The sequence below is a fragment of the Jiangella gansuensis DSM 44835 genome (assembly GCF_000515395.1).
In the GTDB taxonomy this organism is placed as follows: domain Bacteria; phylum Actinomycetota; class Actinomycetes; order Jiangellales; family Jiangellaceae; genus Jiangella; species Jiangella gansuensis.
The window spans coordinates 4,856,613-4,871,035 of the sequence record NZ_KI911782.1 but is presented as its reverse complement, the minus strand read 5'-3'; the positions used below and the strand labels follow the sequence as shown (position 1 = coordinate 4,871,035).

At 72.6% G+C, this 14,423-nt stretch carries 16 protein-coding genes; 12 read left to right on the top strand and 4 right to left on the bottom strand.

Annotation, left to right across the window (positions count from 1 at the left end; translation table 11 throughout):
- Positions 1-82 precede the first annotated feature (82 nt).
- The gene (glmM, locus tag JIAGA_RS0122925) at positions 83-1,429 is read left to right on the top strand and encodes a phosphoglucosamine mutase (RefSeq protein WP_026877450.1); all 1,347 of its coding nucleotides are present in this window, start codon (positions 83-85) and stop codon (positions 1,427-1,429) included.
- 74 nt (positions 1,430-1,503) lie between these two features.
- Positions 1,504-2,496, top strand: a complete 993-nt coding sequence (locus JIAGA_RS33440; RefSeq protein ID WP_169738927.1) for a GNAT family N-acetyltransferase — start codon at positions 1,504-1,506, stop codon at positions 2,494-2,496.
- A 49-nt stretch (positions 2,497-2,545) separates the two neighbouring features.
- Here JIAGA_RS33440 and coaA read toward each other — a convergent pair whose 3' ends face one another.
- The gene (coaA, locus tag JIAGA_RS0122915) at positions 2,546-3,493 is read right to left on the bottom strand and encodes a type I pantothenate kinase (protein ID WP_026877449.1); all 948 of its coding nucleotides are present in this window, start codon (positions 3,491-3,493) and stop codon (positions 2,546-2,548) included.
- A 71-nt stretch (positions 3,494-3,564) separates the two neighbouring features.
- Here coaA and glmS point away from each other — a divergent pair, with 71 nt between their 5' ends.
- A complete protein-coding gene (gene glmS, locus JIAGA_RS0122910; RefSeq protein WP_026877448.1) occupies positions 3,565-5,412 on the top strand; it encodes a glutamine--fructose-6-phosphate transaminase (isomerizing) in 1,848 nt (615 codons plus the stop codon).
- Between the two features lies 1 nt (position 5,413).
- Here the strand turns inward: glmS and JIAGA_RS0122905 are convergent, their stop codons facing one another.
- Entirely contained in the window at positions 5,414-5,932 is a 519-nt protein-coding gene (locus JIAGA_RS0122905; protein WP_026877447.1) for a GNAT family N-acetyltransferase, read from the bottom strand.
- A gap of 74 nt (positions 5,933-6,006) precedes the next feature.
- Between JIAGA_RS0122905 and JIAGA_RS0122900 the strand changes: the two genes are divergently transcribed.
- The 6 genes from JIAGA_RS0122900 to JIAGA_RS0122875 all read left to right on the top strand — a co-directional run bounded on the left by JIAGA_RS0122900 (position 6,007) and on the right by JIAGA_RS0122875 (position 11,442).
- Positions 6,007-6,366: a holo-ACP synthase gene (locus tag JIAGA_RS0122900; protein ID WP_026877446.1), complete on the top strand. Its 360-nt coding sequence runs from the start codon at positions 6,007-6,009 to the stop codon at positions 6,364-6,366.
- Entirely contained in the window at positions 6,363-7,799 is a 1,437-nt protein-coding gene (locus JIAGA_RS0122895; RefSeq protein WP_026877445.1) for a bifunctional ADP-dependent NAD(P)H-hydrate dehydratase/NAD(P)H-hydrate epimerase, read from the top strand. Before JIAGA_RS0122900 ends, JIAGA_RS0122895 begins: the two co-directional genes overlap by 4 nt.
- Positions 7,800-7,902: 103 nt before the next feature.
- The gene (gene alr, locus JIAGA_RS0122890) at positions 7,903-9,087 is read left to right on the top strand and encodes an alanine racemase (RefSeq protein ID WP_425402792.1); all 1,185 of its coding nucleotides are present in this window, start codon (positions 7,903-7,905) and stop codon (positions 9,085-9,087) included.
- Positions 9,084-10,241 (top strand): alpha/beta fold hydrolase, encoded by a 1,158-nt coding sequence (locus JIAGA_RS31865; RefSeq protein ID WP_211239806.1) that lies wholly within the window; start codon positions 9,084-9,086, stop codon positions 10,239-10,241. Before alr ends, JIAGA_RS31865 begins: the two co-directional genes overlap by 4 nt.
- A complete protein-coding gene (tsaE, locus tag JIAGA_RS0122880) occupies positions 10,241-10,717 on the top strand; it encodes a tRNA (adenosine(37)-N6)-threonylcarbamoyltransferase complex ATPase subunit type 1 TsaE (protein WP_084470422.1) in 477 nt (158 codons plus the stop codon). Before JIAGA_RS31865 ends, tsaE begins: the two co-directional genes overlap by 1 nt.
- Positions 10,714-11,442 (top strand): pentapeptide repeat-containing protein, encoded by a 729-nt coding sequence (locus JIAGA_RS0122875; RefSeq protein WP_084469985.1) that lies wholly within the window; start codon positions 10,714-10,716, stop codon positions 11,440-11,442. The genes tsaE and JIAGA_RS0122875 overlap by 4 nt, the downstream gene beginning before the upstream one ends.
- An 11-nt stretch (positions 11,443-11,453) precedes the next feature.
- Here JIAGA_RS0122875 and JIAGA_RS0122870 read toward each other — a convergent pair whose 3' ends face one another.
- Both JIAGA_RS0122870 and JIAGA_RS0122865 read right to left on the bottom strand, forming a co-directional pair.
- Positions 11,454-11,900 (bottom strand): PIN domain-containing protein, encoded by a 447-nt coding sequence (locus JIAGA_RS0122870; RefSeq protein WP_051426421.1) that lies wholly within the window; start codon positions 11,898-11,900, stop codon positions 11,454-11,456.
- A complete protein-coding gene (locus tag JIAGA_RS0122865) occupies positions 11,890-12,129 on the bottom strand; it encodes a hypothetical protein (protein WP_157553444.1) in 240 nt (79 codons plus the stop codon). The genes JIAGA_RS0122870 and JIAGA_RS0122865 overlap by 11 nt, the downstream gene beginning before the upstream one ends.
- 96 nt (positions 12,130-12,225) lie before the next feature.
- Between JIAGA_RS0122865 and tsaB the strand changes: the two genes are divergently transcribed.
- From tsaB to tsaD, 3 genes are read left to right on the top strand one after another with little or no spacing between them, the layout of a single operon-like run.
- A complete protein-coding gene (gene tsaB / locus JIAGA_RS0122860; RefSeq protein ID WP_026877439.1) occupies positions 12,226-12,882 on the top strand; it encodes a tRNA (adenosine(37)-N6)-threonylcarbamoyltransferase complex dimerization subunit type 1 TsaB in 657 nt (218 codons plus the stop codon).
- A gap of 10 nt (positions 12,883-12,892) precedes the next feature.
- Positions 12,893-13,360, top strand: a complete 468-nt coding sequence (gene rimI / locus JIAGA_RS0122855; protein WP_026877438.1) for a ribosomal protein S18-alanine N-acetyltransferase — start codon at positions 12,893-12,895, stop codon at positions 13,358-13,360.
- 9 nt (positions 13,361-13,369) lie between these two features.
- Complete coding sequence (tsaD, locus tag JIAGA_RS0122850; RefSeq protein ID WP_026877437.1) at positions 13,370-14,419, top strand: tRNA (adenosine(37)-N6)-threonylcarbamoyltransferase complex transferase subunit TsaD; 1,050 nt, start codon at positions 13,370-13,372, stop codon at positions 14,417-14,419.
- The last annotated feature ends 4 nt before the right edge of the window (positions 14,420-14,423 follow it).

Below are 14,423 nucleotides of genomic sequence, written 5' to 3'. Positions count from 1 at the left end.
GCGAATTCAACGGCCCCGGGGGTTGCACGGCTCCGGGGCCGTTGGTGTTTCCTCACCGTTCTCTCTGCAAGGAGCAGACTCCGTGGCCCGTCTCTTCGGCACCGATGGCGTGCGCGGCCTGGCCAACTCCGATCTCACCGCTGAGTTGGCCCTCGACCTCTCCGTCGCCGCGGCGCACGTCCTGGGCGAGACCGGCTCGTTCGGCAACGGGCGCCCGGTGGCTGTGGTCGGCCGTGATCCACGCGCCTCCGGCGAGTTCCTCGAGGCCGCCGTCGTGGCAGGCTTGGCCAGCGCCGGCGCCGACGTCCTCAAGGTCGGCGTGCTACCTACACCGGCCGTCGCGTTCCTGACCGGCATGCTCGACGCCGACCTCGGCGTCATGCTGTCGGCCAGCCACAACCCAATGCCCGACAACGGCATCAAGTTCTTCGCCAAGGGTGGTCAGAAGCTCGACGACGCCATCGAGGACGCCATCGAGGCCCGGTTGCGTGAGCCGTGGAACCGGCCCACCGGCGCCGAGGTCGGCCGCGTGCGCGACCACCCGGAAGGTGTCGAGACCTACATCTCGCACGTCGTCGGCACGGCACCGACCCGCCTGGACGGCCTGCGCGTCGTCGTCGACTGCGCGCACGGTGCGGCGTATCGGGCCGCCCCCGAGGCGCTGCGCCGGCTTGGCGCGGACGTCATCACCGTCTGCGCCGAGCCCGACGGGCTGAACATCAACCACAACTGCGGTTCCACCCACCTCGACGTGGTGGCCGCCGAGGTCGTCGCGGCCGGTGCCGACGTCGGCATCGCCCACGACGGTGACGCCGACCGCTGCCTGGCGGTGGACAACACCGGCGAGGTGGTCGACGGCGACCAGATCCTGGCCGTCCTGGCGCTGGCCATGCGGGCTCAGGGCACCCTGCGCCGCGACAGCGTGGTGGCGACCGTCATGTCCAACGAGGGCTTCCGGCTGGCCATGCGCTCGGCGGGAATCGAGGTCATCGACACCGCCGTGGGCGACCGGTACGTCCTGGAGGCCATGAAGGCCGGTGGCTACTCGCTCGGCGGTGAGCAGTCCGGCCACGTGGTCATGCTCGACCATGCCACCACCGGCGACGGAGTGCTGACCGCGGTGCACCTGCTCGCCCAGGTCGCCTCGTCGGGACGGTCGCTGGCCGAGCTGGCCTCCGTCGTGCAGCGGCTGCCGCAGGTGCTCATCAACGTCAAGGGCGTCGACAAGGGCAGGGTCGCGCTCGACGAAGGCGTCCGGGCCGCCGTGGCGGAGGCGGAGGCAGAACTGGGCGACACCGGCCGGGTTCTGCTGCGCCCGTCCGGCACCGAGCCGCTGGTGCGGGTTATGGTCGAGGCGGCCACCGCGGAGCAGGCCGACGCCGTCGCGCGCCGGCTCGCCGCCACCGTGCAGGCCGAGCTCGCCCTCTGACGTCGCCGGCGTCGGGTCGCGGCCGATCGGAAAACCTGTTGCGGCACGACCGCTTGAACGGCGACGCTCGACTCGTGCAGATCCGACCGATCAATGCTCCTGACGACGACTTCGCGGCCTGGTACGAGGTCTACGCAGCCGCGCGCGAAGCCGACTATCCCGGTGGCCCGCACTGGCTCGAACGCGAGCTGAAGGTCATCTACGAGGGCACCGAGCAGCACGGGTCACGCCTGTGGCTGGCCGAGGACGGCGGACGGGCCGTCGGTGCCGCGCTGCTGGGACTGCCGTTGCGCGACAACCTCACGCTCGGGGAGCCGGAGATCTACGTACGGCCCGGGCATTGGCGCCGTGGCATCGGCTCGGCACTGCTGCAGGAGATCGAGGACGCCGCCAAGGCCGCCGGGCGCACCAGCCTGCTCACGTACCTCGAGGGTCCGGCCGGTGCGCCGGCCAACTCCGGCACCGCGTTCGCGGAGAAGAACGGCTTCAGTCGCCGCATCACCGAGATCTCGCGTGTGCAGCGTCCGCCGTTCGACCTCGACGCCATCACGGCGGCGGAGGAGGCAGCGCGCCCGTACGCCGCCGGCTACCGCATCGTCACCTGGCGCGACAACGTCCCGGACGAGTACCTCGACGAGTACGCGCGCCTGCAGGCGCGGTTGAGCACCGACGCGCCGCTCGGCGACCTCGAGTACGAGGCAGAGGTGTGGGACGAGGCCCGCATCCGCACCGGAGAGGCCCGTCGTGCGCGGATGCGGCGTGGCTCCTGGAACGCCGCCGCTTTCGCACCCGATGGCAGCATGGCCGGCCTCACCGTGATCACGCTCTCCGTCGACAGCGACGAGTGTGGTTTCCAGGACACCACCATCGTCGACCCGGCGCACCGGGGTCATCGGCTCGGCCTCCTGGTCAAGGCCGCCAACGTGCGCGCGTTACTGGCCGACCGGCCGGGCGTCCAGGCTGTCTGGACCTGGAACGCCGACTCCAACGCTCACATGATCGCCATCAACGAGACGCTCGGCTACCGGGTTGCCGGCTGGTCCGCGGGCTACCAGAAGTCGGCCTGACGGCTGCCGCACGCGCCCACCCGGTGCACGCCTACTGAATGTGATCGTTTCAGATCTTGCGTAGGCGGATGCGCCGCACGGCGTGGTCCGGGCCCTTGGAGAGGGTGAGGGTGGCCCGGCCGCGGGTGGGCAGGATGTTCTGCGCCAGGTTGGGGCCGTTGATGGTGTCCCACAGCTGCTCGGCCTGCTTGACCGCCGCGTCGTGGTCGAGGTCGCCGTAGCGGCGGAAGTAGGACTCCGGCCGTTGGAACGCGGTCTCACGCAACCGCAGGAACCGCTCGACATACCAGCGGCGGACGTCCTTCGGCGAGGCGTCGACGTAGATGGAGAAGTCGAAGAAGTCGCTGACCGCCAGGCCGGAGACGCCGTCCGGGCGGGGCCGCGCCGGCTGCAGCACGTTGAGCCCCTCGATCAGCAGGATGTCCGGGCTCTCGACCGTGATCTCCTCGTCGGGGACGATGTCGTACGTCAGGTGCGAGTACACCGGCGCCGTCACCACCGGCTCGCCGGACTTCACCGCCGACACGAAACGCAGCAGCGCGCGCCGGTCGTAGGACTCCGGGAAGCCCTTGCGCTGCATCAGTCCGCGCTGTGACAGCTCGGCGTTCGGCAACAGGAACCCGTCGGTGGTGACCAGCGAGACCCGCGGGTGCTCGGCCCAGCGCGCCAGCAGCAGCCGCAGCAAGCGGGCCGTCGTCGACTTGCCGACGGCGACCGATCCGGCGATGCCGATGACGAACGGTGTCCGCTCGGCGAAGCCGCCCAGGAACGTCGTGGTGGCCTCGTGCAGCCGGGCGGCGGCTCGCAACCGCAGGTTGAGCAGTCGCGACAGGGGCAGGTAGACCTCGCGAACCTCGTCCAGGTCGACGAAGTCGCCGAGGCCGCGCAGCTCTTCCAGCTCCGCCGCCGTGAGCGACAGCGGGGTCTCGTCACGCAGCCGGGCCCAGTCCGCGCGGGACAGGTCGACGAACGGCGAGGAGTCGTGGACAACAGGCATGGTGGGCTCATTCTGGCCGACTTGTGCGGGCGATGCGCTACTCGGGGCCGACTCCGGCTACTCTGGCCGCCGTGTGTGGCATCGTGGGATACGCAGGGCACCGGCCGGCGCTTGACGTCGTCGTCGAAGGGCTGCGCCGACTGGAGTACCGCGGCTATGACTCCGCCGGGGTAGCCGTCGTCGCCGACGGCGCACTGGCCTCGGCCAAGCGCGCCGGCAAACTGGCCAATCTGGAGAAGGCGCTCGAGGAACGGCCGCTGCCCACTTCGGGAACCGGCCTCGGGCACACCCGGTGGGCCACGCACGGCTCGCCGAACGACCGCAACGCTCACCCGCACCTGGACGAGTCCGGTCAGGTGGCCGTCATCCACAACGGCATCATCGAGAACTTCGCCAGGCTCCGTGCCGAGCTGGAGGAGTCCGGCGTCCGGTTCGCCTCCGAGACCGACACCGAGGTCGTCGCGCACCTGCTCGCGTCCGAAGTCGCCGGGGGCGCCGACCTGGTGGACGCGATGCGCGTGGTCTGCCGCCGGCTCGACGGAGCGTTCACGCTGCTCGCCGTCCACGCCGAGGTGCCCGACCGGGTCGTCGCCGCGCGCCGCAACTCGCCGCTCGTCGTCGGCATCGGTGAGGGCGAGAACTTCCTCGCCTCCGACGTCTCCGCCTTCATCGCGCACACTCGCGAGGCCATGGAGGTCGGCGAGGGGCAGATCGTCGAGATCACCCCCGACGACGTCACGCTCACCGACTTCTACGGCGACGTCGTCGAAGAGAAGCGCTACCACGTCGACTGGGACGCGTCTGCCGCCGAGAAGGACGGCTACGACTACTTCATGCTCAAGGAGATCGCCGAACAGCCCAAGGCGGTCGCCAACACCCTGCTCGGACGGGTCGGCAACGACGGCCTGCTGTCGCTGGACGAGATGCGGCTGTCCGACGAGGAGCTGCGCGAGGTCGACAAGGTCGTGGTGGTCGCTTGCGGCACCGCGTACCACGCGGGCATGGTGGCCAAGTACGCCATCGAGCACTGGACCCGGCTGCCCTGCGAGGTCGAGCTGGCCAGCGAGTTCCGCTACCGCGACCCCGTCGTCGACCGGCAGACGCTGGTCATCGCCATCAGCCAGTCCGGTGAGACCATGGACACCCTGATGGCGCTGCGTTACGCACGCGAGCAGGGCGCCCGGGTGCTCGCCATCTGCAACACCAACGGCGCCACCATCCCGCGGGAATCCGACGCCGTGCTCTACACGTACGCAGGCCCCGAAGTGGCGGTCGCCTCCACCAAGGCGTTCCTGACGCAGATGATCGCCTGCTTCCTGGTCGGGCTGTACCTCGGGCAGGTCCGCGGCACCAAGTGGGGCGACGAGATCCGCTCCGTGGTGCGCGACCTGGCCGACCTGCCGGCCAAGGTCGACGTCGTGCTGGAGACCATGGAGCCGGTGCGCGAGCTGGCCCGCGACCTCGCCTCGGCGACCTCGGTGCTGTTCCTCGGCCGCCACGTCGGGTACCCGGTGGCGCTGGAGGGGGCGCTGAAGCTCAAGGAGCTGGCCTACATGCACGCCGAGGGCTTCGCCGCCGGCGAGCTCAAGCACGGCCCGATCGCCCTGGTCGAAGAGAACGTGCCGATCATCGTCGTCGTCCCGTCGCCGAAGGGGCGCTCGGTGCTGCACGACAAGATCGTCAGCAACATCCAGGAGGTCCGGGCCCGCGGCGCGCGCACCATCGTCATCGCCGAGGAGGGCGACGAGGACGTCGTGCCGTACGCCGACCACCTGATCCGGGTGCCCGAGTGCCCGGTGCTGCTGCAGCCGGTGGTCTCGACGGTGCCGCTGCAGGTGTTCGCCTGCGAGATGGCCAGCGCCCGCGGCTTCGACGTCGACCAGCCGCGCAACCTGGCCAAGAGCGTCACGGTCGAGTAGGTCAGCCGAACTCCGAGGACAGCAGGTCCATCACCAGGCCGTCGCGGATGCTGCTGGTGTGCCGTTCCCGCTGGTGCATCATGCCGACCGGGCGGAAACCGACGGCGGCGCAGCAGCGGATGGCGACCTCGTTGGTGGCGGCGGGGTCGATGACGATGCGGTGGTGGCCGCGCTCGTCGAACAGGTGCTGGGCGAGGGTGCGCATCGCGTCGCGGCCCAACCCGCGACCGTGCAGGTCGGGGTCGAGGAAGATCTCCATGCCGGCGTGCCGGTCGCGGGGGTCGTCGTTCTCCCAGTATTGGATGAGCCCGGCGATGCGGCGGCCGGCCAGGATGGTGAACCTGGTGGAGGCCGACCCGTCCGACAGCGGCCAGCCCTCCTCGAGGTCGGCGGCGTCCCACCACTGCTTGACCTCGGGGGTGCTGATGATGTGCAGCAGAACCGGGACGTCATCGGCGCCCACCGGCCGCAGGACGACGTGCTCGCCGGCCATTCCGCCCACGAGACTCAATTCGCCCATACGCGCGAGTGTAGGTCGGTCGTCCGGTATCGGCATGCGGAACCTCCGCGCTGCAACCCCCTAGTGTGGTGCGGGTGATCGTGGGCGTGGGAATCGACGTCGTCGACGTCCGGCGGTTCGCCGAGACGCTGGAGCGGACGCCGGCGTTCGCGCGGCGGGTCTTCACCGCCGGTGAGCAGGCCCGCTCCATAGCGTCGCAGGCGGCCCGGTTCGCCGCGAAGGAGGCGCTCGCCAAGGCGCTCGGCGCGCCGTCCGGTCTGCTCTGGCAGGACGCCGAGGTAGTCAGCGACGACGACGGCCGCCCCTGGTTCGAGGTGCGCGGCTCGGTGCGTGCGCGCTGCGACGCGCTGGGGGTGCGGACGGTGCACCTGTCGCTGTCGCACGACGCCGGCGTCGCGTCGGCCATGGTCGTGCTGGAAGGAGGGCCGGCGTGAGGGCCGTCCACACCGTCGAGGAGATCCGTGCCGCCGAGGACGCCCTGCTGGCCACGCTGCCCGCGGGCGAGTTGATGCAGCGTGCCGTCGCCGGCCTGGTCGCTGCCTGCGCGCGGATGCTCGGCGGGCCGTACGGCGCTCGCGTCGCCGTGCTCGCCGGTGGCGGCAACAACGGCGGCGACGCGCTGTGGGCCGGTGCGCGGCTGGCCCGTCGCGGCGCTCAGGTGCACGCGGTCCTGCTGCGGCCCGATCGCGTCCATGCCGAGGGCCTCGAGGCGTTCCGGTCCGCCGGCGGCCGGGTGGTCGACGCCACCGACGGTGACGGCGTCCGGGCCGCGCTGGCCGGCGCCGACCTGGTGCTCGACGGCATCCTCGGCATCGGCGGACGGGGCGGGCTGGACCCGCTGGCCGCCGACCTCGCCTCCAGGGCCCGGGAGGAGGCCGGGCTGGTCGTCGCGGTCGACCTTCCCAGCGGCGTCGACCCGGACACCGGCGAGACACCCGGCGCCCATGTGGTCGCCGACGTCACCGTGACCTTCGGCACCGGGAAGACGGCGCTGGTGGTCGACCCGGCGGCGGCCGCTGCCGGTGCGGTGCACGCCGTGGACATCGGGCTGACGCCATACCTGCCGGAGGCGCGGGCGACCGTGCTCGAGGACGTGGACGTCGCGGCGCTGCTGCCCGACCCCGGCAGAGCGTCGGACAAGTACTCGCGCGGCGTCGTCGGCGTGCTGGCCGGTTCCGATCGGTACCCGGGTGCGGCGCTGCTGGCCGTCGGCGGCGCGCTGCGTGGTGGTGCCGGCATGGTCCGCTACGCCGGGCCGGACGCCGTCGCCACCGCCGTGCGGGCGCGCTGGCCGGAGACCATCGCCGGCCCTTCGGTCGCCGAGACCGGCCGGGTGCAGGCATGGACGGTCGGTTCCGGGCTGGGGGAGGGGCGCGGCGAGGAGGTCGCCGCTGCCCTCGACTCCGGACTGCCGGTGCTGGTGGACGCCGACGGGTTGCGGTGGTTGCCGGACCGCTTCGCCGGCCCGGCGCTGCTGACCCCGCATGCCGGAGAGCTGGCCCGCCTGCTCGGGGTCGACCGCGCCGTCGTGGAGGCCCGCCGGCTCCACCACGCCCGCGAGGCGGCGCACCGCTGGAACGCCACCGTCCTGCTCAAGGGCGCGACGACGCTCGTGGTGGCGCCGGACGGGCGGGTGCGCGCCAACCCCACGGGCACTGCCGCGCTGGCGGCCGCCGGCACCGGTGACGTGCTGGCGGGGCTGGCCGGATCGTTACTGGCCGCCGGGTCGGACCCACTCGACGCCGGCAGCACCGCCGCTTACGTGCACGGCCTGGCCGGCCGGCGCGCCGCCGAGGTCAGCGGGTACCCGAGCGCCGGCGACGTCCTGGAGCAGCTGCCCGCGGTACTCCGGGACCTGCGTCGTTGACGGGCGTCGTTGACGGATGTCGCTGGCGGCACGAACTCCGGCCGGCTCGCCATCAGGGCTGGGCGGGCCGTTGTCGGCGCCGGCTGACAGAATCGAGGCCGTGGTGACCGACGAGTACGGCCGGGGTCCGGTGCCGCACGCTCAGGTGCGGGTCGACCTCGCCGCCATCCGCGACAACGTGGCGGAGCTGTCCGCGCGGGTCGGCCCGGCCGCGGTCATGACGGTCGTGAAGGCCGACGCGTACGGGCACGGCCTGGTGCCCGCGGCCAGGGCCGCCCAGGCCGGCGGGGCCACCTGGCTGGGCACCGCGGTGCTGGCGGAGGCGCTGGCGCTGCGGGCGGCCGGGGTCACCGGCCGGCTGATGGCGTGGCTGTCGGCACCGGGCGAGCGGTGGGCCGACGCGTTGGCGGCCGACGTCGACGTCTCCGCGTCGGCGCCGTGGGCGGTCACCGAGATCGCCGCGGCGGCGCGCGAGACCGGCCGCACGGCCCGGCTGCATCTGAAGCTCGACTCCGGGCTGGGCCGCTCCGGTGCTCCGGTGACTGCCTGGCCCGAACTGGTCGAGACGGCGCTGAAAGCCCAGGCCGAAGGGTTGGTGGAGGTTGTCGGCCTGTGGTCGCACCTGGCCTGCGCCGACGAGCCCGGGCACCCGGCCAACGCAAGCCAGAGCGCGGCCTTCCACGAGGCGGTGGGGCTGGCGCGTCGGCAGGGTGCCCGGCCGGAGGTGCTGCACCTGGCCAACTCCGCGGCCGCTCTGACCATGCCGGACGCGCACTTCGACCTGGTCCGGGTCGGCCTGGCCGCCTATGGCCTGTCACCGGTGCCCCAGGCGGTCACTCCTGCCGACGTGGGGTTGCGCCCGGCGATGTCGGTGCGGGCCCGGCTGGCGTTGGTCAAGCGCGTCCCGGCCGGTCAGGGCGTCTCGTACGGCCACCTGTACCGCACCGATCGTGAGTCCACCCTGGCGCTGGTGCCGCTCGGCTATGCCGACGGAGTGCCGAGGCACGGTTCCGGCGGCTCGGCCGGCGTGGGTGCTCCAGTGCTGGTGTCCGGGGTGACCCGGCGGGTGGCCGGCCGGGTGTGCATGGACCAGTTCGTGGTCGACCTGCGTGACGACGATGCCCGCGCCGGTGACGAGGTCGTGCTCTTCGGCGACCCGGCGGCAGGGGAGCCGTCGGCACAGCACTGGGCCGGGGCCTGCGGCACCATCTCGTACGAGATCGTCACCCGGTTCGCGCCGCGGCTGCCGCGCGTGTACGTCGGCGCCGACCTCGCGGAGCCCCGGTGAGCAGGCTCGTCGCCGCCGGCCGGGCGGCCGGCCTCATCGGCACCTGGCTGGGCGTGGCCACCACGGGTGCGGCCGTCGGCTTCGCCGCCGAGCGTTACGTCATGGGCCGGTCGCTGAAGAAGGACGACCCGCATGCGGCGGAGCCGTTCGGCACGCTGCGCGGTGAGCCGCGGGTCGTCGCCACCGACGACGGCGTCGCCCTGTACGTCGAGGTGGACGCTGCCGGCGAGGCCGGTGACGGCCTCACGCTGGTGTTCTGCCACGGGTTCGCCCTGACTCAGGACGCCTGGCATTTCCAGCGTCGCGACCTGCGCGGCAGCGCCCGGCTGGTGTTCTGGGACCAACGTGGGCACGGCCGCTCCGGCCCGTTGCCGGAGGACTCCGAGTTGTCGTTCCAGCGGCTGGGCACCGACCTCGGGCAGGTGATCGACGCCGTCGCGCCGGACGGGCCGGTGATCCTGGTCGGTCACTCCATGGGCGGCATGACGCTGCAGGCGCTGGCCGAGGCCCGGCCGGAACTGTTCGGCGACCGCGTCGTCGGTGTCGCGCTCATCGCCACCAGCGGCCAGAAGCTCGACGTGTCGGGTCTGGGCCTGCCCGGATACCTCGGCAAGCTGGCCGGGCGGGCCGCTCCCGGCGCGGTCACGGTGCTGGCGCGCCGTCCCCACCTCGTCGACCACGGCCGGCGCATGGGCAGCGACCTCGCCTACGTGCTCACCCGCAGGTACGCGTTCGCCGAGGGCGGCTCGCCGCGGCTGGTCGAGTTCACCGCCATGATGAACGCGGCCGTGCCGTTCGACGTCGTCGCGACGTTCTTCCCGCTCTTCGGTGAGCTCGGCGCCGCCGGTGCCCTGCCGGCGTTGTCGAAGGTCCCGACTCTCGTGGTGGCTGCCGAACACGACCAGATGACTCCGGTGCGGCACGGCCGCGAGCTCGCCGAGTCGCTCACCGACGTCGAGTACATCGAGGCCACTGATGCCGGGCACATGGTCGTGCTGGAACGGCACGAACTCGTCACCCAGGGCCTGCGCGACCTCGTCGCCCGGGTCCGCCGCGGCGCGGGGGCGCCACGCCGCACCAGCACCAGGGTCGCTGCGGTCAAGCGGCCGGCACCCGCCGCCAAGCGGCCGAAACGTGGGAAGGGAAACCGGTGATCCACCTCGACGTACCCGACGCGGACACCATGACGGCGTTGGGCGAGCGGCTGGCCGCTGTGCTGCGCGCCGGTGATCTCGTGCTGCTCGGCGGTGATCTCGGCGCCGGAAAGACGACGCTGGCCCAGGGGGTCGGCGCCGGGTTGGGGGTTCGCGGCCCGGTCACGTCGCCGACGTTCGTCATCGCCCGGGTGCACCCGTCGCTGGTCGACGGGCCGCCGTTGGTGCACGTCGACGCCTACCGGCTGGGTGGCTGGGACGAGCTGGAGGACATCGACCTCGAGGCCACCCTCGACGAGGCCGTCACGCTGGTCGAGTGGGGCGAAGGCGTGGCCGAAGGTCTGGCCGGTGACCGCCTGGAGATCCACATCGATCGCTCACACGCCGCCGACGAGGGCGAGGTGCGGCACGTGCGGGTGACCGCCGTCGGCGACCGGTGGGACGAGCAGGAGCTCACCGTGGCGGTGGCGGCATGAGCGACGCCGTCGGCGCTGCCGTGGCCGAGCGGCTGGCCGCCGGTGGCGAACTGCTCGACGCCGATCTGGCCGGGCAGGACCTGTCCGAGCTGCTGGCGGAACCGGCACCGCAGCCACGGGTGTTCCGCCGCTGCGACCTCGCCGAGGCAGACCTGTCCAACGCCACGCTGCTGAGTGCGACGTTCGAGGCGTGCACGCTCGACGGTGCCAACCTGCGCCGGGCGGTCCTCGACGGCGCCACGTTCACCGGCGGGTCGGCCGCCCGCGCCGACTTCTCCTACGGCGACGTCTCCGACGCCACCTTCGACGGTGTCGATCTCGCCAACACGGCCTGGCGCGGCACCATGATCGCCGGCGCCGCGTTCACCGGCTGCCGCCTGGTCGGGGCCCGGTTCGACGAGTCCCGCGGGCTGGGCTGCACGTTCCGCCGCTGCAACCTCATGCTGGCCGGGCTGCACGGCATCAGCCTGCGTGGCCAGGAACTCGACGGCCTGCGGCTCGACGACGCCGTGCTGTCCGGGGCCGATCTCCGCGACACCGTGTGGACCGAGTCGCGGCTGCGCGGTGCCCTGCTGCGGGCGGCCGAGCTGGACGGGGCCGACCTGCGTGGCGCCGACCTCGGCGACTTCTCCTGGCAGGACGCCCACCTGCTGTCCGGTGCGACCATCAGCCCGACCCAGGCCGCGGCCATCCTCGGCCAACTCGGCATCGTCGTCGACGGCTGACCCCGCGGCGGTCAGGCGAACGGATTGATCACGCGCACACCACCGAACACTGCGCCCGCGTTCAGACCCTCCGTCAGCACGGCCGTACAGCCGGCCCGCCTCGCCGCCTCCACGACGAGCGAGTCCCACAGCGAGAGCTGTGACTGCTGCGACCGGGCGACCCCGGCCGTCACGAGACCGGCGTCGATCGGCACGATGTCGAGTTGGCTGAGGACGTCGACCGCCTCCCGGGCGCGAGGCTCGTCGAGCGGCTTCCTCAGCTTGCGGGTCACCGTGACGTAGAACTCGTTCAGGACCTGGGCGCTCAGTACGGCGCGCTCGCCGCCCATCTCGGCCAAAACCTTCGTGGCCGTCCGCTGCTTGTGTGGCTCGTCAGCGTCGTAGATGTACACGAGGACATTGGTGTCGACGAAGATGCGGCTGCGGCCCGCGAGCGCCGCCGTCAGGTCATCGGTCATAGAGGTCGTCTCGCCGCCACGTCCGGCCCTCTTCGCCGCTTCCTGAGTGCGAGCCGCTCGCCAGCTCGAGGAAGCGCCGCAGGCTGGCGTCGCGGGGCTTGTCGCCGACGAATTCCTCGAGGCGTTGCCGAATCACGGCGTTGACCGACGTGCCCTGCTCGAGAGCACGTATCCGCGCCCGTCGTAGGAGATCATCGTCGAGCTTCAGAGTCACGTTCGTCATCGCCACCTCCTGAGCACAGGATACGTGCCGCACTGCTTCCGTGCCATCAGTGTGTGCGGGCGCGGCCGCCGATGTAGCGGCGGGTCGACGTAGGGTAGTCGCGTGCTGTTGCTGGCCATGGACACGTCGACTCCCGCGGTGACCGTCGCGCTGCGCGACGGCGAGCGGGTGCTGGCGCAGGCGACCACGGTCGACCCGCGCCGGCACACCGAACTGCTGATGCCTCTGGTCACGTCGGTGCTCGCCGACGCCGGCGCCGGCCGGAGCGACCTCACCGACATCGCCGTCGGAGTCGGGCCCGGCCCGTTCACCGGGCTGCGGGTCGGCCTGGCGGCCGCCCGCACCATGGGCGCCGTGCTCGGCCTGCCGGTGCACGGGGTCTGTGGCCTCGACGTCGTCGCGTACGGCGCCGTCGCCGCCCGAGCGCCGGGCGGTGCGTTCGTCGTCGCCACCGACGCGCGCCGCCGCGAGGTGTACTGGGCCGCCTATGACTCGTCCGGTTGCCGCACCGCCGGGCCGCAGGTTGGGTCTGCCGCCACCGTGGCCGCCGAAGTGGGCGCCGTGCTGCCCGCGGCCGGTGCCGGCGCGCGGCTGTACCCGGACGCGTTCGAGCGGGCGTTGGAGCCGGAGTACCCCGCCGCGGCCGACCTCGCCGCCGTCGTCGTCGAGAAGGCCGCTGAGATCCTGCCGCCCGACCCGCTGTACCTGCGCCGGCCGGACGCCACCCCACCGGCGGCTCGCAAGAGCGTGCTCACCTAGGGGGTGTCGCGTGGTCGACGTCCGGCTGCGACCGATGCGCTGGTGGGACATCGAGACCGTGGCGCCGCTGGAGCAGGAGCTGTTCGCCGGCGACCCGCCCTGGAGCGCCGAGCAGTTCTGGTCCGAACTCGCCGGGGTACCGGAGACCCGCTGGTACGTCGTGGCCGAGGCCGGCGACGAGGTGGTCGGCTATGCCGGGCTGGCGGCGCCGGCCCTGGCCGGTGACCCCGCCGACGTCCTCACCATCGCCGTCGCCCCGTCCACACAACGCGCCGGCGTCGGGACGCGGCTGCTGGAGGCTCTGGAGACCGAGGCGCGCCGGCGCGGCGCCGCCGAACTGCTGCTGGAGGTGCGTGCTGACAACGACCCGGCGCAGGCCTTCTACCAGCGGCACGGCTTCGAGCCCATCGCGGTCCGGCGCAATTACTACGCCGGACACCGGGACGGGCTCGTGCTGCGCAAGCGGCTGCCGGGATAATCGGTCACCGTGACCGACCAGCCCCTGATCCTCGGCATCGAGACGTCCTGCGACGAGACCGGTGTCGGCCTCGTGCGCGGCACCACACTGCTGGCCAACGCCGTCGCCAGTTCCGTCGACGAGCACGTCCGCTTCGGCGGCGTCGTGCCCGAGGTGGCGAGCCGGGCACACCTCGAGGCCATCGTGCCCACGCTGAACCGGGCACTGAACGATGCCGGCGCGAAGCTCACCGACGTCGACGCCGTCGCCGTCACCGCCGGGCCGGGGCTGGCCGGCGCCCTGATGGTCGGGGTGTCGGCGGCGAAGGCGCTCGCGGTGGCCCTGGACAAGCCGCTGTACGGGGTGAACCACCTGGTCGGGCACGTCGCCGCCGAGCAGTTGGAGAACGGCCCGTTGACCGAGCCCGTGGTGGCGCTGCTGGTGTCCGGCGGGCACACCGAGATCCTGCAGGTGGACGACATCGCGACGGCCGCGCAGCTGCTCGGGCAGACCCTCGACGACGCGGCCGGCGAGGCGTTCGACAAGGTGGCCCGGCTCATCGGACTGCCGTACCCGGGCGGTCCGAGCATCCAGAAGGCGGCCCTCGACGGTGACCCGGTGGCGATCCGGTTCCCACGCGGCCTTACCAGCCAGCGTGACCTGGACCGGCACCGCTACGACTTCTCCTTCTCCGGGCTCAAGACCGCTGTCGCGCGGTGGGTCGAGTCGGCCGAGCGGGCCGGGGACGCGGTTCCCGTCGCCGATGTCGCGGCCGGTTTCCAGGAGGCCGTCGCCGACGTGCTGACCCGCAAGGCCGTGCTCGCCTGTCAGGAACGCGGCATCGCCACGCTGGTGCTCGCCGGCGGCGTGGCCGCGAACGCCCGACTGCGCGAGTTGACCCAGCAACGGTGCGCCGCGGCCGGCATCGAGCTGCGGCAGCCGCGGTTCTCGTTGTGCACCGACAACGGCGCCATGATCGCGGCTCTGGGCGCTGCCGTCGTCGAGCGCGGGCTGCCGCCGTCGTCGCTGGACTTCGCCTCCGACTCGTCGCTTCCGGTCACCGAGGTCCTGGTGTCGTGAAGCC